The organism is Pectobacterium fontis (assembly GCF_000803215.1).
Classification (GTDB): domain Bacteria; phylum Pseudomonadota; class Gammaproteobacteria; order Enterobacterales; family Enterobacteriaceae; genus Pectobacterium; species Pectobacterium fontis.
Window position 1 is genome coordinate 19,135 of the sequence record NZ_JSXC01000003.1, and the last position, 18,701, is coordinate 37,835.

General features: G+C 52.6%; 12 protein-coding genes. 8 read left to right on the top strand and 4 right to left on the bottom strand.

The genetic code is table 11. From position 1 onward, the window contains the following. Window positions 1-11: 11 nt before the first annotated feature. On the top strand, window positions 12-1,490 hold the full coding sequence (gene ilvC, locus OI69_RS01685; RefSeq protein ID WP_010283900.1) for a ketol-acid reductoisomerase: 1,479 nt from the start codon (window positions 12-14) through the stop codon (window positions 1,488-1,490). Window positions 1,491-1,576: 86 nt separating this feature from the next. Here ilvC and putP read toward each other — a convergent pair whose 3' ends face one another. Further along, window positions 1,577-3,061 carry a sodium/proline symporter PutP gene (gene putP, locus OI69_RS01690; RefSeq protein WP_039345259.1) on the bottom strand — a complete coding sequence of 495 codons (1,485 nt, stop codon included), beginning with the start codon at window positions 3,059-3,061 and terminating at the stop codon, window positions 1,577-1,579. 196 nt (window positions 3,062-3,257) lie between these two features. Here putP and putA point away from each other — a divergent pair, with 196 nt between their 5' ends. Continuing rightward, window positions 3,258-7,226 (top strand): trifunctional transcriptional regulator/proline dehydrogenase/L-glutamate gamma-semialdehyde dehydrogenase, encoded by a 3,969-nt coding sequence (gene putA, locus OI69_RS01695; RefSeq protein WP_039345261.1) that lies wholly within the window; start codon window positions 3,258-3,260, stop codon window positions 7,224-7,226. A 77-nt stretch (window positions 7,227-7,303) separates the two neighbouring features. On the opposite strand, the gene ppiC is transcribed toward putA, so the two are convergent. After that, window positions 7,304-7,585: a peptidylprolyl isomerase PpiC gene (gene ppiC, locus OI69_RS01700; protein ID WP_015842110.1), complete on the bottom strand. Its 282-nt coding sequence runs from the start codon at window positions 7,583-7,585 to the stop codon at window positions 7,304-7,306. 159 nt (window positions 7,586-7,744) lie between these two features. On the opposite strand from ppiC, the gene rep reads away from it, so the two are divergent. Continuing rightward, the gene (gene rep / locus OI69_RS01705) at window positions 7,745-9,766 is read left to right on the top strand and encodes a DNA helicase Rep (RefSeq protein ID WP_039345264.1); all 2,022 of its coding nucleotides are present in this window, start codon (window positions 7,745-7,747) and stop codon (window positions 9,764-9,766) included. Window positions 9,767-10,041: 275 nt separating this feature from the next. Here the strand turns inward: rep and ppx are convergent, their stop codons facing one another. Together ppx and rhlB are read right to left on the bottom strand one after the other, a co-directional pair. Then, on the bottom strand, window positions 10,042-11,538 hold the full coding sequence (gene ppx, locus OI69_RS01710) for an exopolyphosphatase (RefSeq protein WP_039345267.1): 1,497 nt from the start codon (window positions 11,536-11,538) through the stop codon (window positions 10,042-10,044). 6 nt (window positions 11,539-11,544) lie between these two features. Then, complete coding sequence (gene rhlB, locus OI69_RS01715) at window positions 11,545-12,834, bottom strand: ATP-dependent RNA helicase RhlB (RefSeq protein ID WP_039345270.1); 1,290 nt, start codon at window positions 12,832-12,834, stop codon at window positions 11,545-11,547. A gap of 118 nt (window positions 12,835-12,952) precedes the next feature. Between rhlB and trxA the strand changes: the two genes are divergently transcribed. The 5 genes from trxA (at window position 12,953) to wecB (ending at window position 18,635) form a co-directional block, all read left to right on the top strand. After that, on the top strand, window positions 12,953-13,279 hold the full coding sequence (gene trxA / locus OI69_RS01720; RefSeq protein WP_005969129.1) for a thioredoxin TrxA: 327 nt from the start codon (window positions 12,953-12,955) through the stop codon (window positions 13,277-13,279). A 479-nt stretch (window positions 13,280-13,758) separates the two neighbouring features. Next, window positions 13,759-15,018, top strand: a complete 1,260-nt coding sequence (gene rho / locus OI69_RS01725; protein ID WP_039345274.1) for a transcription termination factor Rho — start codon at window positions 13,759-13,761, stop codon at window positions 15,016-15,018. Window positions 15,019-15,277: 259 nt separating this feature from the next. Next, complete coding sequence (gene wecA / locus OI69_RS01730) at window positions 15,278-16,375, top strand: UDP-N-acetylglucosamine--undecaprenyl-phosphate N-acetylglucosaminephosphotransferase (protein WP_154715507.1); 1,098 nt, start codon at window positions 15,278-15,280, stop codon at window positions 16,373-16,375. A 21-nt stretch (window positions 16,376-16,396) separates the two neighbouring features. Further along, window positions 16,397-17,443 (top strand): ECA polysaccharide chain length modulation protein, encoded by a 1,047-nt coding sequence (gene wzzE / locus OI69_RS01735; protein WP_039345281.1) that lies wholly within the window; start codon window positions 16,397-16,399, stop codon window positions 17,441-17,443. Window positions 17,444-17,510: 67 nt separating this feature from the next. After that, the gene (gene wecB / locus OI69_RS01740; protein WP_039345286.1) at window positions 17,511-18,635 is read left to right on the top strand and encodes a non-hydrolyzing UDP-N-acetylglucosamine 2-epimerase; all 1,125 of its coding nucleotides are present in this window, start codon (window positions 17,511-17,513) and stop codon (window positions 18,633-18,635) included. The last annotated feature ends 66 nt before the right edge of the window (window positions 18,636-18,701 follow it).

The window sequence follows — 18,701 nt, forward strand, 5'->3', positions numbered from 1 at the left end:
CGGAGCACGACATGGCTAACTACTTCAACACATTAAACCTGCGTCAGCAGCTAGATCAATTGGGCAAGTGCCGCTTTATGGGGCGTGATGAATTTGCCGATGAGGCGAGCTACCTGAAAGGGAAAAAAGTGGTGATCGTCGGCTGTGGCGCTCAGGGTTTGAATCAGGGTCTGAACATGCGTGATTCTGGTCTGGATATCGCTTATGCCCTGCGTGCTGAAGCGATTGCAGAAAAACGCGCTTCATGGCGTAAGGCGACCGAAAACGGCTTTACCGTTGGCACTTACGAAGATCTGATCCCGCAGGCGGATCTGGTGGTTAACCTGACGCCAGACAAGCAGCACTCCGCTGTGGTTCAGGCGGTACAACCGCTGATGAAACAAGGCGCAGCGCTGGGTTACTCCCACGGCTTCAACATCGTTGAAGTGGGTGAGCAGATCCGTAAAGACATCACCGTGGTGATGGTCGCGCCGAAGTGCCCGGGTACGGAAGTGCGTGAAGAATACAAACGTGGTTTCGGTGTACCGACGCTGATCGCGGTTCACCCGGAAAATGATCCAAAAGGCGAAGGCATGGCTATCGCTAAAGCCTGGGCGGCGGCAACCGGTGGTCACCGTGCTGGCGTGCTGCAATCCTCTTTCGTGGCGGAAGTGAAATCTGACCTGATGGGCGAGCAGACCATTCTGTGTGGTATGTTGCAGGCTGGCTCTCTGCTGAGCTTCGACAAACTGGTCGCTGAAGGCACCGATCCGGCTTATGCCGAAAAACTGATTCAGTTCGGCTGGGAAACCATCACCGAAGCGCTGAAGCAGGGTGGGATTACGCTGATGATGGATCGCCTGTCTAACCCAGCGAAACTGCGTGCTTATGCGCTGTCTGAGCAATTGAAAGGCATCATGGCACCGCTGTTCCAGAAACACATGGATGACATCATCTCCGGCGAATTCTCCAGCGGCATGATGGCTGACTGGGCGAACGATGACGTGAAACTGCTGACTTGGCGTGAAGAGACCGGTAAGACAGCATTCGAAAACGCACCGCAGTTTGACGGTAAAATCGCTGAGCAAGAATACTTTGATAACGGCGTGCTGATGGTGGCGATGGTGAAAGCGGGCGTTGAGCTGGCGTTTGAAACCATGGTGAGCTCCGGCATCATCGAAGAATCCGCTTACTATGAATCTCTGCATGAACTGCCGCTGATCGCCAACACCATTGCGCGTAAGCGTCTGTATGAAATGAACGTGGTGATCTCTGATACCGCAGAATACGGTAACTACCTGTTTGCTAACGCCGCGGTTCCGTTGCTGAAAGATGCGTTCATGGCTTCTCTGCAACCGGGCGATCTGGGTAAAGCGGTAGCGGGTACTGAAGTTGACAACGCGCAACTGCGTGATGTGAACGAAGCCATTCGTAACCACCCAATAGAAACCGTAGGCCACACGCTGCGCGGCTACATGAAAGACATGAAGCGTATCGCCGTTGCGGGTTAATATCGATCAGTGATCGAAATGATAAGGGCACAGCATTCGCTGTGCCCTTTTTTATCGTCGGGATCTTTTCGTAAGAGCTTGTTTTATCAAACCGAGCGATATTCTGCTTCCGCCTGATTGAAGCGCTCGGTAATGGCTTTTGATGGCGTTTTACCCAACAGGCTGACGATGAAAATGGTCAGGCTATTGAAGAGGAAACCGGGGATGATTTCATACAGACCCAGCCAGGCGTACTGTTTCCAGATCAGTACCGTTGCCGCTCCGACGATCATACCGAGCAGTGCGCCGTTACGCGTCATGCGTGACCACAGCAGAGAAATCAAAATCACTGGCCCGAATGCCGCGCCGAAACCAGCCCAGGCATAGCTCACCAGACCCAGCACTCGGTTTTCAGGGTTAAGAGACAGCGCAATGGAAATGATAGCGACTAACAGCACCATGGCGCGACCGACCCACACTAGCTCTTTCTGGCTGGCATTTTTGCGCAGGAAAGGTTTGTATAAATCCTCAGTGATGGCGCTGGAACACACCAGTAACTGACAACTCAGCGTACTCATCACCGCAGCCAGAATCGCCGACAGCAGCACGCCGGCAATCCACGGATTGAACAGCAGCATGGATAGCTCGATAAAGACGCGTTCGCTGTTTTGCGCCACGTTACCAGCCTGATGCGGGTTATTGTTGAAGTAGGCGATGCCGAAGAAACCTACCGTCACGGCTCCGGCCAGACACAGAATCATCCAGGTCATACTGATACGACGTGCGCTGTGGATCGTGTGGTGTGAATCGGCGGCCATGAAGCGCGCCAGAATGTGTGGCTGACCAAAATAGCCCAGGCCCCACCCCATCAGAGAGATGATGGCGACAACATTCAGCCCTTTAAACATATCCAGATTGGCCGGATTTTTGGCTTCAATCACCATGAGTGAGGTGTCGATGCCCCCGAGAGACAGAATGACCATCACTGGCGTCAGGATCAACGCGAAAATCATCAGGCTGGCCTGCACGGTGTCTGTCCAGCTTACGGCCAGAAAGCCGCCAATAAAGGTATAGGCGATGGTGGCCGCTGCGCCTGCCCATAATGCGGTGCTATAGCTCATGCCAAAGGTGCTTTCAAACAGGCGTGCTCCTGCAACCACGCCGGATGCGCAATAGATAGTGAAGAAAATCAAGATCACTAATGCGGAAATCACGCGCAGTAACTTACTGTTGTCTTCAAAGCGATGGGTGAAATAGTCAGGTAGCGTGAGCGCGTTGTGATTGACCTCGGTGTGTACGCGCAGGCGTCCGGCGACCCATTTCCAGTTCAGGTACGCGCCGAGTGTCAGGCCGATAGCGATCCAGCTTTCAGAGATCCCCGAAATGAAGATAGCGCCCGGTAAGCCCATGAGCAGCCAGCCGCTCATATCGGAAGCGCCAGCCGACAGCGCGGTTACCACGCTTCCCATCCGACGTCCACCCAGAATGTAATCGCCAAAATTATTGGTGGCGCGATAGGCGAACAGGCCGATGAGCACCATCCCGAAAATGTAAACCAAAAATGTCACCAGCATGGGTGTGCTAATTGTCATTCAACTCTCCACATTATTTTTCGTGCCGCTATCTCGGCGACGCTGTGTTTTATTGTCATCACTCAGGCTGGAACGACGTCTGAAGGTGATAAGGGGCTGCAACCGCTCCATTTGTTAACAAGGTTGCACAAAGTTGCAGCATGGTCGATATTGGTCTTTTCCCGATGTGCATCTTCTCATGACAGGAGTCAACGTTATGGGCTTTACCACGATGGGTGTAAAACTCGATGAGGAAACGCGCGAACGCATCAAGGCTGCTGCACAGCGTATTGATCGCACGCCATACTGGCTGATCAAACAGGCTATTTTCCATTACCTCGAACGCCTCGAAAGTGGCCTCGACACTCCTGAAACACCACAATGGGCGAACATTAGCCACATTGAAGCGGAAGAGATTATGCCGCAATCTCGTGAAGAAGAAACCCATCAACCCTTTCTTCATTTCGCTGAACAGGTTCTTCCTCAGTCGGTTATCCGTGCTGCTATTACCTCTGCTTATCGGCTTCCCGAAAATGAATTCGTTCCTATCTTGCTTGAACAGGCAAGACTTACTGATGAATTGTCGCAATTAACGCAGAAATTAGCCTATCGATTGGCGGATAAATTGCGCAGCCAGAAAGCCGGAAAGGGGCGTTCGGGTGTTGTGCAGGGGCTGTTGCAGGAATTCTCACTGTCTTCTCAGGAAGGGGTAGCGCTGATGTGCTTAGCCGAAGCGCTGCTGCGTATTCCTGATAAATCTACGCGCGATGCGTTGATCCGGGACAAAATCAGCAAAGGCAATTGGCAGGCGCATCTTGGCCATAGTCCGTCGCCCTTTGTGAACGCCGCAACCTGGGGGCTGCTGTTTACCGGAAAGCTGGTGGCGAAACATAATGAAGCGAATCTGTCGCACTCGCTGAACCGCATCATCGGAAAAAGCGGTGAGCCGCTGATTCGCAAAGGCCTCGATATGGCCATGCGACTGATGGGGGAGCAATTTGTTACGGGAGAAACCATCGGCGAAGCACTTGCAAATGCCCGCAAGCGGGAGGAAAAAGGCTTTCGTCACTCCTACGATATGCTGGGTGAAGCGGCGCTGACGGAACAGGATGCTGCCGCGTATCTGACGGCTTATCAGCAAGCAATTCATGCTATCGGTAAAGCCTCGAACGGACGTGGGATTTATGAAGGGCCGGGCATTTCGATTAAGCTATCGGCACTGCATCCGCGCTATAGCCGGGCACAGTACGACCGCGTGTTTAATGAGCTATACCCGCGCCTGTTATCGCTGACGTTGCTGGCTCGTCAGTACGATATCGGCATCAATATTGATGCCGAGGAAGCCGAACGACTGGAGATCTCACTCGACCTGCTGGAAAAACTCTGTCTGGAGCCGCAACTGGCTGGGTGGAACGGTATTGGGTTTGTCGTTCAGGCTTATCAGAAACGCTGTCCGTATGTGATCGACGCGCTGATTGAATTGGCACAGCGCAGTCATCGGCGGTTGATGATTCGGTTGGTGAAAGGGGCATACTGGGATAGTGAAATCAAACGGGCGCAGATTGACGGATTAGAAGGCTATCCGGTCTATACGCGTAAGGTCTATACCGATGTGTCTTATCTGGCGTGCGCACGCAAGTTGCTGGCCGTACCCAATCTGATTTATCCGCAGTTCGCTACGCACAACGCGCAGACGCTAAGTGCGATCTACCACATGGCGGGCAATAATTATTATCCCGGTCAGTATGAATTCCAATGTCTGCACGGTATGGGCGAACCGCTCTATGAGCAAGTCGTTGGCGCGGTTGCAGACGGCAAACTGAATCGTCCGTGCCGTATCTACGCACCAGTTGGAACCCATGAAACACTGCTGGCCTATCTGGTAAGACGGCTGCTGGAAAACGGCGCGAATACTTCCTTTGTGAACCGCATTGCGGATACCTCAATGCCATTAGAAACGCTGATTGCCGATCCGGTTCGCGGTGTAGAGGCGCTGGCAAAGGTGGAGTGGAGTATGGGGGCACCACATCCCCGTATTCCGCTGCCCCGTCAGATCTACGGTCAGGAACGGCAAAATTCGAGCGGGTTGGATCTCTCGAATGAACATCGGTTGGCCTCGCTCTCCAGCGCGTTGCTGAGTCACGCGGCGCAGCCGTGGTATGCCGCGCCGATGATGGAGGAGGAAAGTGAAGCGCACGAAGAAAAGCCCGTCGTGAATCCGGCTGATGTGCATGATGTGGTGGGCTATGTTCGCGATGCCTCCGTCGCGGATGTTGAACTGGCGGTAGGGACGGCGGTGCAGGCCGGCACCCTCTGGTTTACGACACCGCCCGCAGAACGAGCCGCAATATTGAATCGAGCCGCGTCGATGATGGAAGGACAGTTGCAACATCTGCTGGGCTTGTTGGTTCGGGAGGCGGGGAAATCTTTCAGTAATGCGATTGCAGAAGTGCGTGAAGCCGTGGACTTTTTACGCTATTACGCCACACAGGTACGAGATACATTCAGCAATGCTACACATCGTCCACTGGGTCCCGTGGTGTGCATCAGCCCGTGGAATTTCCCGCTGGCGATCTTTACCGGACAAATTTCTGCTGCCCTCGCGGCAGGCAACAGCGTGCTGGCGAAACCGGCAGAACAGACGCCGCTAATTGCCGCGCAGGCGGTGCGTATTTTGCGCGACGCGGGCGTGCCTGCTGGCGTATTGCAACTGCTGCCCGGACAGGGAGAAACGATAGGTGCGGCGTTAGTCAATGATGAACGGGTGCGCGGCGTGGTATTTACCGGATCGACGGCTGTGGCCAAAATTTTGCAACGCCGCATTGCGGGTAGACTCGATTCGCAAGGGCGTTTGACGCCGTTGATTGCCGAAACCGGCGGGCTGAATGCGATGATTGTTGATTCGTCTGCGCTGACGGAGCAGGTGGTGAATGACGTTATTGCCTCTGCGTTCGATAGCGCCGGGCAGCGCTGTTCGGCATTACGTCTTTTATGCCTGCAAGAGGATATCGCGGATCGCACGCTGAACATGCTGCGTGGTGCGATGGCGGAGTGTCGCATGGGCAATCCTGAACGGTTATCGACCGATATCGGTCCGTTGATTGACGCCGAGGCGAAAGCGTGCGTGGAGCAGCATATTCAGGCGATGCAAGCGCAAGGCCATACCGTGTTTCAGGCTGCGTATCCACAGGATGAAGAGGCGTGGCGGCAGGGGACATTTGTGAAGCCGACCCTGATCGAGCTGAGCAATATAGACGAGCTGAAAAAAGAAGTTTTTGGTCCAGTTTTACACATTATTCGTTATCCAAGCCAGCAGTTGGATACGCTAATTGAACAGATTAACGCGGCGGGATACGGCCTGACGCTGGGCGTGCATACCCGTATTGATGAAATTATCCAGCGAGTCACGAACAGAGCGAAAGTGGGCAATCAATATGTGAATCGCAATATGGTCGGTGCCGTTGTCGGTGTTCAGCCGTTTGGCGGGGAAGGGCTATCGGGAACGGGGCCAAAGGCTGGTGGGCCGCTTTATCTGTATCGCTTGTTGGCGCATCGACCGGATGATGGACTCGCGAACGGTTTCTCGACGCTGAGCCGCGAGCAGGCACCGGATATGTCTCCCCGCACGTCGCTGCTGGCCGGGCTACAGGCGCTGGAGATGTGGGCCATTGCTGATGAACGCCACAGGCTGGCGGCGCTGTGTCAGCGTTATCGGAAAACGAGTATCAGTGGAATAATGCGACGTCTGCCCGGCCCAACAGGGGAAAGTAATACCTACATGCTGCTACCGCGTGGACGGATTTTGTGCCTGACGGACAACGAGGAAGATCGCCTGATCCAAACGGCGGCGGTGTTGGCAACGGGGGGAACGCTGCTATGGCCGGAAGGTGAGCATGAGAAAGTGCTCTATGAACGTTTACCCGCCGAGGTACAGTCACATATTCAGTTTATCTCCGACTGGCAACAACAGGGCGTGTCTTTTCATGGCGTCATCTACCATGGCGATGCCGATCGGTTACGGCAGTTGAGTAAAACGCTGGCCGAACGTGATGGCCCGATAATTCAGCCATTAGGCTACGCGCGGGGCGATACCCATGTTCAACTGGAGCGTCTGCTGACAGAACGTTCTCTGAGTATCAATACCGCCGCCGCGGGGGGTAACGCCAGCTTAATGACCATAGGGTAGTTAGATCTGTAATAAAAAAACGCGCCAGACCAGAAGGTTGGCGCGCTTTTTATGCTTGTTTGCGCTGGCCTCACGCCTTAATTGCGGTACAGCACTTTGATCACATGGTAGCCAAACTGGGTTTTCACTGGGCCAAACGGTTTCAGCAATTCGCAGGAAAACACAGCTTTATCGAACGCTGGCACCATGTCACCTTTACGAAATTCACCTAAATCGCCGCCGTTGCGCTTTGACGGGCAGGTCGAGTGTTTCTGCGCCAGTTTCTGGAAGTCTGCACCTTTTTCCAGTTGAGCAAGGATGTCGTTAGCCTGCTGTTCCGTGTCCACCAGAATGTGCAGGGCTGCTGCGGTATTTGCCATGTTGTTACCTTTTTGCAAAAGAGATTCCTGCGCGCAATGTAACATTTGCAACGCAAGATGTGGACAGTGACGTGCTTTCCTTAATAACAAATCCCCGGTCAAGATCGAGGCGGCTTTCTGCTACAATCGCCTTCCGTTTTATGAGTGAGCAAGATCGTTATGCGCTTAAACCCCAGCCAACAACATGCCGTCGAATTCGTCACCGGACCTTGTCTGGTACTGGCGGGCGCAGGCTCAGGCAAGACCCGCGTTATCACCAACAAAATTGCGCACCTTATCCGCCAGTGCGGTTATCAGGCTCGGCACATTGCTGCGGTGACGTTTACCAACAAAGCCGCGCGTGAGATGAAAGAGCGCGTGGCACAAACGCTGGGGCGTAAAGAAACGCGTGGGCTGATGATTGCCACTTTCCATACGCTGGGGCTGGAGATCATCAAACGTGAATACATCGCGTTGGGCATGAAAGCCAATTTCTCCCTGTTTGACGATCACGATCAGATGGCGCTGCTGAAAGAACTCACAGAACAGTGGCTGGAAAATGATAAGGTGCTGCTGCAACAGTTGATCTCGACGATCTCCAACTGGAAAAACGATCTGATCGATCCTGCTGGTGCGGCGGCGACGGCGCGATCTGAACGCGATAAGCTGTTCGTACATTGCTATTCGCTTTATCACGACCACCTGCGTGCCTGTAATGTGCTGGATTTCGACGATCTGATTCTGCTGCCTACTTTGTTGCTGAAGCAGAACGCCGAGGTGCGCGAACGCTGGCAGAATCGCTTACGCTACCTGCTGGTGGATGAATATCAGGACACCAATACCAGCCAGTATGAGTTGGTTAAGCTACTGGTTGGCACCCGCGCACGTTTTACCGTCGTGGGAGACGACGATCAGTCGATTTACTCCTGGCGCGGTGCGCGGCCACAAAATCTGGTGTTGCTACAGCAGGATTTCCCTACGCTTGATGTGATCAAACTGGAACAAAACTATCGCTCATCCGGTCGGATTCTGAAAGCGGCCAATATTCTTATCGCCAACAACCCGCATGTCTTTGAAAAACGGCTGTTTTCTGAACTGGGTTATGGTGATGAGCTTAAAGTGATTACCGCCAACAACGACGATCACGAAGCGGAGCGGGTCGTGGGTGAATTGATTGCCCATCACTTTATTAAAAAGACCCAGTATGGCGACTATGCCATCTTGTATCGTGGCAACCATCAGTCGCGTCTGTTTGAAAAGATGCTGATGCAGAACCGTATTCCGTATCGTATCTCCGGCGGCACGTCCTTTTTTTCCCGTCCTGAAATCAAAGACCTGCTGGCGTATTTGCGTGTACTGACCAACCCGGACGATGACAGCGCGTTTTTACGTATTGTGAACACGCCGAAACGTGAAATTGGTCCGGCGACGATGAAAAAGCTGGGCGAGTGGGCAGCACAGCGTAATAAAGGCCTGTTCAGCGCGAGCTTTGATCTCGGGCTGAGCCAGTCGCTGACCGGACGTGGCTTGGAATCCCTGCAACGGTTCACGCAGTGGCTGGCGGAAATTGCCCGTCTGGCGGAGCGCGAGCCTGTTGCCGCCGTGCGTGACCTGATTCATGGGTTGGACTATGAAAGCTGGTTGTATGAAACCTCTCCCAGCCCAAAAGCCGCAGAAATGCGGATGAAGAACGTCAATCAGCTATTCAGTTGGATGACCGAAATGCTGGAAGGCTCCGAGCTGGATGAACCGATGACGCTGACGCAGGTGGTGACGCGTTTCACTCTACGCGACATGATGGAACGCGGCGAAAGCGAAGAGGAACTCGATCAGGTTCAACTGATGACACTGCACGCGTCCAAAGGCCTGGAGTTTCCGTACGTCTTTTTGGTGGGGATGGAAGAAGGTTTATTGCCGCACCAGAGCAGTATTGATGAAGATAACGTCGATGAAGAGCGCCGTCTGGCCTACGTGGGGATTACGCGTGCCCAGCGCGAACTGTTCTTCACGTTGTGCAAAGAACGCCGCCAGTATGGTGAATTGGTTCGTCCTGAACCGAGTCGTTTCCTGCTGGAACTGCCACAGGATGATGTGGTGTGGGAAACGGAAAGAAAAGTGGTTAGCGCACAAGAGCGGATGCAGAAAGGTCAGGCGAACGTTGCAAACATCCGGGCAATGCTAGCAAAAGCAAAAGGGGAGTAGTATTCCCGTCATACTTCAAGCCGCATGTGCGCTGGCTTCCGTTACTCACCCCAGTCACTTACTGATGTAAGCGCCTGGGGATGAAATGAGAGACATCCTGTCTCTCACCGAAGGCCAGCCGTTGGCTGGTCAAATTCGTTCCCGACGAATTTGTCGTGCGCTTGCTGCATTACGAGGCGCATAAATGGCCTCGCCCTAGCGAGCCAACGCTTCGCATTGTTCAAAACATCAACGTTTTGTCCTGCAACTCGAATTATTTAGGGTATATATGCTCGTTAAGCGGGAGTTTCTTCCAGCATCAGAGGCCAGTGTACGTAGCTTTGCCAGCGGCTTTCCTGTTCCAGCATTTCTGCCCGTAATGGATGTTGAGCCAGCCAACCTGTAGGCAGAATCAAACGTAGTGTTTCACCTTCTACGCGCAGTCGTACTGCTGGCAGAGTGTCATCGCGGCGGCGGCTGGCAAAAATAATCGCCAAACGCAGCAGACGACACAGACGTTGCGCCTGATTGACCGGCAGCGCATTCTGCTGACTCAGCGGCATCAAATCGACAGGGTTAATCTGGTTTTGCAGGAGTGTGGCTAACAGTTTCTTTTGGGCTGGTGTAAAGCCGGGGAGATCGCTATGGCGAATCAAATAGGCAGCATGCTGGGGGGACTGGCGAAAATCAATGCTCAAACCGATCTCGTGCACCAGACAGGCGCTGCGCAGTAACTCGCGACATCGGTTATCTAACTGCCAGTCTCGAGCCACCTGTTGCAGGAAATTGTCAGCCAGTGTGCTGACGCGCTTAGCCTGCTCGGTATCCAGTAGATAGCGACGTTGCAACGTCTCCAGTGTGCGATGGCGAATATCCTGATCGATGGGGAGATGCAGCATGCCATAGACCAGACCTTCACGCAGCGCGCCTCCGGCCAGTGTCATCGTTTTGATGTCGAGTTCCTGGAAGATCGCCAGCAGAATGGCTAATCCGCTGGGGAAAACCAGCGCGCGTTCCAGCGTCAGGCCTTCAATTTCCAACTCTTCCAGCTTATCGCACTGAATCGCATGTTCTTTCAGTTGTTTCAGCTTCGGCAGAGTAATGTATTCATCCATTCCCTGCGCGACCATAATTTCCTGTAGCGCTTGAACCGTGCCGGAAGCACCGACGCAGATTTGCCAGCCCTGTTCGCGCAGAGACGCCGCGACAGGACGCAGCATTTCACGCGCCGCCTGTTCCGCGCGTTCAAAGTTACCCGCTTCCAGATTGCGGTCGCTGAAATAACGATCCAGCCACGTTACGCATCCCATCGGCAAGCTGAACAACTGCGTGGTTTTTGCGCCAACACCTGTTGCCAGCTCGGTGCTGCCACCGCCGATATCGACCACCAGACGTGCATCCGGTCCACCCGTCGTATGTGCTACGCCTTGATAAATTAAGCGTGCTTCTTCTTCACCGCTGATCACCTGAATCGGTAAGCCCAGAATTTCCTGAGCCCGTTGCAGAAATTCGTCAGCATTCGTTGCCAGGCGCAGGGTTGCGGTCGCGACGACGCGCACCTGACCTTGCGGAATGTCTTGCAACCGTTCGGAGAACAGTTGCAAACAGTGCCAGCCGCGCTGCATCGCTTCCTGTGAAAGCCGATTCTGTTTATCCAGCCCAGCAGCAAGGCGAACTTTACGCTTTATTTTCGCCAGCGTCTGAATGCTGCCAGCGGTTTCCCGGGCGACCAGCATATGGAAGCTGTTCGAGCCGAGATCGATGGCAGCGTAAAGTGAAGAAGAACTCAGCATCAACGGTTAATCCGCTCGTTTACGGTTATTTCGGGGCGCTCCGCTGCGGCGTGGCGCATTGTGTCGTCGCGGGCCATTATTGGAACGCGGTGGACGTGTTAAGCGTTTCGGCGCGGGTAAATCGCTCATCAGTGCGTCGCTGTTATATTTGCTGACAGGGATACTGTGGCCAATATAGGTTTCAATAGCCGGGAGATTCAGCGCGTACTCTTCACAGGCCAGACTGATCGAAAACCCGCTTTGTCCCGCACGCCCGGTACGGCCAATACGGTGTACATAGTCTTCGCAGTCATCCGGCAGATCGTAGTTGAAAACGTGGGTCACAGAAGGAATGTGCAAGCCGCGTGCCGCAACGTCCGTTGCCACCAGAATATCGAGATTACCTTGGGTAAATTCTTCCAGAATACGCAGACGTTTTTTCTGTGCGACGTCGCCTGTCAACAGCCCAACGCGATGACCGTCGGCAGCCAAATGGCCCCAGATATCTTCGCAACGATGCTTGGTATTGGCGAAAATAATGCAGCGATCCGGCCACTCTTCTTCCAGCAGTGTCTGGAGCAGGCGCATTTTTTCTTCGTTAGACGGATAAAACAGTTCTTCTTTAATGCGATGGCCGGTTTTTTGTTCCGGTTCAACTTCCACATACTCGGCGTTATTCATTTGTTCAAACGCGAGTTCACGCACTCGGTAGGAGAGCGTAGCGGAAAAGAGCATATTCAGACGCTGTGCCGCTGGCGGCATGCGGCGGAACAGCCAGCGAATATCTTTAATGAAACCGAGATCGTACATACGGTCGGCTTCGTCCAATACGACAACCTGAATCGCACCCAGATCGATATGGTTCTGCTTGGCGTAATCGATCAGACGACCCGTGGTGCCGATCAGAATATCAACGCCGTTTTCCAGCACTTTAAGCTGTTTGTCGTAGCCATCACCACCGTAGGCCAAACCCAGTTTTAACCCGGTCAGGTGAGATAGCGCTTCTGCATCAGAGTGAATCTGGACAGCCAGTTCACGCGTTGGTGCCATAATTAACGCTCGCGGCTGATTGGTCTGGCGCGCTGCATTGGCAGGATGTGAAAGCAAATAATGGAAAGTAGACGCGAGAAAAGCCAGCGTCTTGCCTGTACCGGTTTGCGCCTGGCCCGCAACATCACGCCCTGACAGAGCCAATGGCAGAGCTAACGCCTGAATAGGCGTACAGTTATGAAACCCTTTATTTTCAAGGGCCTCAATAACCTGCGGGTGCAGGGCGAAGTCGGAAAACTTCTGTTCAGTTAAGTGTGTTTTGCTCATAGTGTGGTAGAATATCAGCTAACTATTGCTTTACGAAAGCGTATCCGGTGAAATAAAGTCAAGCCGTTGTTGGCTAATGCTACACCAACAAGGTAGAAATAATCCTGCGGAGTAAAATATGAGCGATAAAATAATTCACCTAACTGATGACAGCTTCGACACGAAAGTATTGCAAGCTGAGGGCGCAACCCTGGTTGATTTCTGGGCTGAGTGGTGCGGTCCTTGCAAAATGATCGCTCCTATTCTGGATGAAATCGCCGAAGAGTTTGAAGGAAAACTGACGGTTACCAAGCTGAACATTGATGAAAACCCAGCGACTGCACCAAAATATGGTATCCGTGGCATTCCTACTCTGTTGCTGTTTAAAAACGGCGAAGTCGCGGCGACGAAGGTCGGCGCACTGTCCAAAGGGCAACTGAAAGAGTTCCTGACGGCGAATCTGTAATTCGCTCGATACCCCAGCGAAAGGGTATTGCCGGCGGGCGCAATCGGGCAATATGCAATTCTCATATTGACTGCTTGCCGCTCGTCGGGAAGCGTGGTAGATTCATTATCACTGCATATCGTACTTGCCTATGTTTAAGCCCTCGGGCTTAAGCCTGAAAGTTAGAATCTAAAGTATTATTCTGTGTCGAAATCGAAAAGTAGTTGTTTTACAAAGTAATTGTTTTACAACATGCTTGTGATTCGATTTGGGCTGTCTACGAGTTTTACAATAACTGGTTTTATGTGTCTTCGATCTCCTGCCGTAGATTTATGCAGATATCGTTTATACGGATGTTGTTTTGCGCGGGTTTAATGCGCTTCAGGTGTGAAACCAGACAGGAATCCGGTGGTTGAAGGCTGTTTAGAGGCACGGATGATCCTGCCATACCATTCACGTTAATAGTTCGAGATTTACCCCGAGTTAAAGAACCCACCACTATGAATCTTACCGAATTAAAGAATACGCCAGTTTCTGAGTTAATTACTCTTGGCGAAAATATGGGGCTGGAAAACCAGGCCCGCATGCGTAAACAGGATATTATCTTCGCTATTCTGAAACAGCATGCCAAAAGCGGCGAGGATATTTTCGGCGATGGTGTGCTGGAGATATTGCAGGATGGCTTCGGCTTTCTCCGCTCCGCAGACAGCTCCTACCTCGCAGGCCCCGATGATATCTACGTTTCTCCCAGCCAAATTCGCCGTTTTAACCTCCGTACTGGTGACACCATTTCTGGCAAGATTCGTCCACCGAAAGAAGGTGAACGTTACTTTGCCCTGCTGAAAGTTAACGAAGTTAACTACGACAAACCTGAAAATTCCCGCAACAAGATCCTGTTCGAAAACTTAACGCCGCTGCATGCAAACTCTCGTCTGCGTATGGAACGTGGTAACGGTTCGACAGAAGATCTGACGGCGCGTGTACTGGATCTGGCATCGCCGATTGGCCGTGGTCAACGTGGTCTGATCGTTGCGCCGCCGAAAGCAGGTAAAACCATGCTGCTGCAAAACATCGCACAGAGCATTGCTTATAACCATCCTGACTGCGTGCTGATGGTACTGCTGATTGACGAACGTCCGGAAGAAGTGACCGAGATGCAGCGTCTGGTGAAAGGTGAAGTCGTGGCGTCCACGTTTGACGAACCGGCTTCCCGTCACGTCCAGGTTGCCGAAATGGTGATCGAAAAAGCGAAGCGTCTGGTTGAGCATAAGAAGGATGTTATTATCCTGCTGGACTCCATTACCCGTCTGGCGCGTGCTTACAACACCGTTGTGCCCGCCTCGGGCAAAGTGTTGACCGGTGGTGTGGATGCCAACGCCCTGCATCGTCCGAAGCGTTTCTTCGGTGCGGCGCGTAACGTGGAGGAAGGCGGCAGCTTGACCATCATCGCTACCGCGCTGGTTGATACCGGCTCCAAGATGGACGAAGTGATTTACGAAGAGTTTAAAGGTACAGGTAATATGGAACTGCACCTGGCGCGTAAAATCGCAGAGAAACGCGTGTTCCCGGCGATTGATTACAACCGCTCTGGTACGCGTAAAGAAGAGTTGCTTACCACCTCTGAAGAATTGCAGAAGATGTGGATTCTACGCAAGATCATCCATCCAATGGGCGAGATCGATGCGATGGAGTTCCTCATCAACAAGTTGGCGATGACGAAAACCAACGACGAATTCTTCGATATGATGAAACGTTCATAAATCCGGGCGTTAATCTATACCTAAAATAGTTCGCGTCGCAGACAAGCGGCTTGAAATATAACGGGTATATTACGGATAACTCGGGGAACGCCACGCTGGGTCGTGGCGTTTTTTTATCCCCTAATTGGTCAGATGTGAAGGGGCTTTCCGCTGGGAAGCGGCGGTCATCACGTCAATTTGTACTGGCGATCAACGTGGGCGATAGGATATAAGGCGTAAACCGAGTCTATACTGAGCAGCTACAGCGTAGCGGTTAACGGTGAACTTACTCACTATGAGTACCGAATTACTATTTATTTTCTTGTTTTCTCTGGGCTTTCTTTTTTTTGCTCGCAGCGTTGCGGGTAAAATAGGGCTTGTCGATCGTCCCAACTACCGTAAGCGTCATCGGGGTCTTGTGCCTCTGGTTGGCGGCATTTCCGTGTATGCGGGTATCTGTTTTACCTATTTTATTACCGATCAGTATATCCCCAATTTCCGCCTTTACCTGCTGTGTGCGGGTGTGCTGGTGTTTGTCGGCATGCTGGACGATCGTTTTGATATCAGCGTGAAGATTCGCGCTGTTGTACAGGCATTTGTCGCCGTGGTGATGATGGCCTTTGCTGGCCTGACGCTACACAACCTGGGGCATATTTTCGGCCCGTGGCAGATGGCGCTGGGGCCGTTTGGCTACCTGGTCACGCTGTTTGCCGTTTGGGCGGCGATTAATGCGTTCAATATGGTCGATGGGATCGATGGATTGCTCGGCGGATTGTCCTGTGTCTCATTTGGGGCGATGGGGATTTTGCTGTATTTGAGCGGCCATACGAATCTGGCCTTGTGGTGTTTCGCCATGATTGCCGCGACGTTGCCTTACATTTTGCTGAATCTGGGCGTGTTTGGACGCCGCAACAAAGTCTTCATGGGCGATGCGGGGAGCACGATGATTGGCTTCACGGCTATCTGGCTTCTGGTTCAAACGACGCAAGGCCCGCAGCATCCGATTAATCCGGTAACGGCATTATGGATCATCGCTATCCCGCTGATTGATATGATCGCCATTATGTATCGGCGCTTACGCAAAGGGATGAGCCCGTTCTCACCTGACCGACAGCATATCCATCATTTAATGATGCGGGCTGGCTTTTCTTCCCGACAGGCGTTTGTGTTGATTACGCTTGCTGCTGCCTTGTTGGCTACGGTTGGTGTGTTGGGAGAATATTTCTTTTTTATACCCGAATGGTTCATGCTGGCATTATTTTTGCTTGCTTTTTTACTGTATGGCTACTGCCTGAAACGAGCATGGCGGGTCGCCCGTTTTATCAAGCGAATCAAACGCCGTATGCGGCATTCCGATGAGCAAAAGCAGTCACCCTGACCAAATGACTTTGGGGAAGTAATGAAATCAGAGAACTTGTCTACCGGGAATGCGTTGATTGATAACGAACTGGATATCCGTGGTTTATTTCGCCTGTTGTGGCGTGGAAAGGTGTGGCCAATCGCGTTCGGCCTGCTTTTTGCCGTTGTGGCATTAGGTTATTCCTATCTTGTTAAGCAGGAGTGGAGTGCGACAGCAATAACCGATAAGCCGACGGTCAATATGCTGGGAGGGTATTATTCGCAGCAGCAATTCCTGCGTAATCTTGACGCCCGTTCTTTTTCCACTCCTCAGCAAGAGCAACCGTCTATTTCGGCTGATGCCTATGATGAATTCATCATGCAGTTAGCCGCTTATGATACTCGCCGTGATTTTTGGCTACAGACTGACTACTACAAGCACCGTCTGGAAGGCGATGAAAAGGCGGGGGCGGTTCTGCTGGATGAACTGGTCAACAATATTCAGTTTACGGCACGAGATGAGGGGAAAAAAACCAATGATTCCGTCAAGCTGGTAGCAGAAACTGCTGCGGATTCCAACACGTTGCTCCGTCAGTATGTGGCTTTTGCCAGTCAGCGTGCCGCCAGTCATCTGAATGAAGAGATTAAGGGAGCCTGGGCTGCCAGAACCATTTTCATGAAGTCGCAGATTAAGCGTCAGGAAGCGGTGGCAAAAGCGATTTACGACCGCGAAGTTCATAGCGTTGAACTGGCGCTGAAAATCGCGCAACAACAAGGTATTAGCCGCAGCCAGACGGATACGCCGGCGGATGAAATCCCCGCGTCGGAAATGTTCCTGCTTGGCCGACCGATGCTTCAAGCCCGACTGGAAACGTTACAGACCAGTGGGCCACACTACGAACGGGATTACGATCAAAATCGTGCCATGTTGGCGACGCTGAACGTGGGGCCGACGCTTGAGGCCAGTTTCCAGACGTATCGCTATTTGCGTACGCCGGAAGAACCCGTGAAGCGCGACAGCCCGCGTCGGGCCTTCCTGATGGTGATGTGGGGGGCGATGGGGGCGCTCGTCGGTGCGGGGGTTGCCTTGGCTCGTCGCCCGCGTTAACCAACTTGCTCATGCGCGTTTGATATTAAGTGAACGTCAGCGTCTAACCTGATTAAAGAGATTCAATGTGAAAGTGTTGACTGTTTTCGGCACCCGGCCGGAAGCCATTAAAATGGCACCGCTGGTTCATGCCCTGGCTCAGGATGGAGCCTTTGAATCGAGAATTTGCGTAACAGCCCAGCATCGGGAGATGTTGGATCAGGTGCTGCATTTGTTCGATATTAAACCGGATTACGATCTGAATATTATGCGGCCAGGACAAGGACTCAGTGAGATATCCTGCCGGATTTTATCCGGTCTGGAACCTGTTCTGACGGAGTTCAAACCGGATCTGGTGTTGGTACATGGCGATACCACCACGACATTGGCAACCAGCCTGGCGGCTTTTTATCAACGTATCCCTGTCGGCCATGTAGAGGCGGGGTTACGTACCGGTAATCTGTATTCCCCCTGGCCGGAAGAGGCTAACCGCAAACTGACCGGGCATTTGGCGATGTACCATTTTGCCCCGACGGAGAACTCCCGCCAAAATTTGCTGCGTGAACACCTGTCTGACCGACATATTGTTGTCACCGGCAACACCGTGATTGATGCGTTGTTTTGGGTGCGTGACCGTATTCTCGGTGATGCCGCGCTACGCCACAGCCTTGATGAAAAATATGCCTTTTTGGACGATAACAAGAAACTGATTCTGGTTACGGGTCATCGACGTGAGAGCTTTGGCGGTGGTTTTGAGCGCATTTGCAGTGCGCTGGCGGATATTGCCCGCCGACACCCTGAAGTACAGATTGTCTATCCGGTTCATCTGAATCCTAACGTTAGTGAGCCCGTGAATCGCATCCTGAGTGGGATTGATAATGTGATGCTGATTGCGCCGCAGGATTATCTGCCTTTCGTGTATTTGATGAATCGTTCTTACATGATTCTGACCGATTCCGGCGGTATTCAGGAAGAAGCGCCGTCGTTAGGTAAACCGGTGTTAGTGATGCGTGAAACGACGGAGCGACCAGAAGCGGTGGAGGCGGGGACGGTCAAACTGGTGGGGACAGACGTAGCCAGCATTGTCGATGCCGTTTCTATGCTGCTGACGGATGAAGAGGCGTATCAGGCAATGAGCCGTGCCCACAATCCTTATGGCGATGGGCAAGCCTGTCAGCGCATTATTGAGGCTTTAAAAAATCATAGGAAATGATTTTTAGCGCCGTCCCACGGCGACCCGAAGGGGGGCGGGCAGGGATAGCCCGACATAAAAAATCGC

Bases quoted from the DNA above. Each gene is read 5' to 3' on its own strand.
- rhlB (WP_039345270.1), bottom strand. From the start codon at position 12,834: ATGAGCAAAACACACTTAACTGAACAGAAGTTTTCCGACTTCGCCCTG.
- putA (WP_039345261.1), top strand. From the start codon at position 3,258: ATGGGCTTTACCACGATGGGTGTAAAACTCGATGAGGAAACGCGCGAA.
- rep (WP_039345264.1), top strand. From the start codon at position 7,745: ATGCGCTTAAACCCCAGCCAACAACATGCCGTCGAATTCGTCACCGGA.
- putP (WP_039345259.1), bottom strand. From the start codon at position 3,061: ATGACAATTAGCACACCCATGCTGGTGACATTTTTGGTTTACATTTTC.
- trxA (WP_005969129.1), top strand. From the start codon at position 12,953: ATGAGCGATAAAATAATTCACCTAACTGATGACAGCTTCGACACGAAA.
- ppx (WP_039345267.1), bottom strand. From the start codon at position 11,538: ATGCTGAGTTCTTCTTCACTTTACGCTGCCATCGATCTCGGCTCGAAC.
- ppiC (WP_015842110.1), bottom strand. From the start codon at position 7,585: ATGGCAAATACCGCAGCAGCCCTGCACATTCTGGTGGACACGGAACAG.
- rho (WP_039345274.1), top strand. From the start codon at position 13,759: ATGAATCTTACCGAATTAAAGAATACGCCAGTTTCTGAGTTAATTACT.
- wzzE (WP_039345281.1), top strand. From the start codon at position 16,397: ATGAAATCAGAGAACTTGTCTACCGGGAATGCGTTGATTGATAACGAA.
- ilvC (WP_010283900.1), top strand. From the start codon at position 12: ATGGCTAACTACTTCAACACATTAAACCTGCGTCAGCAGCTAGATCAA.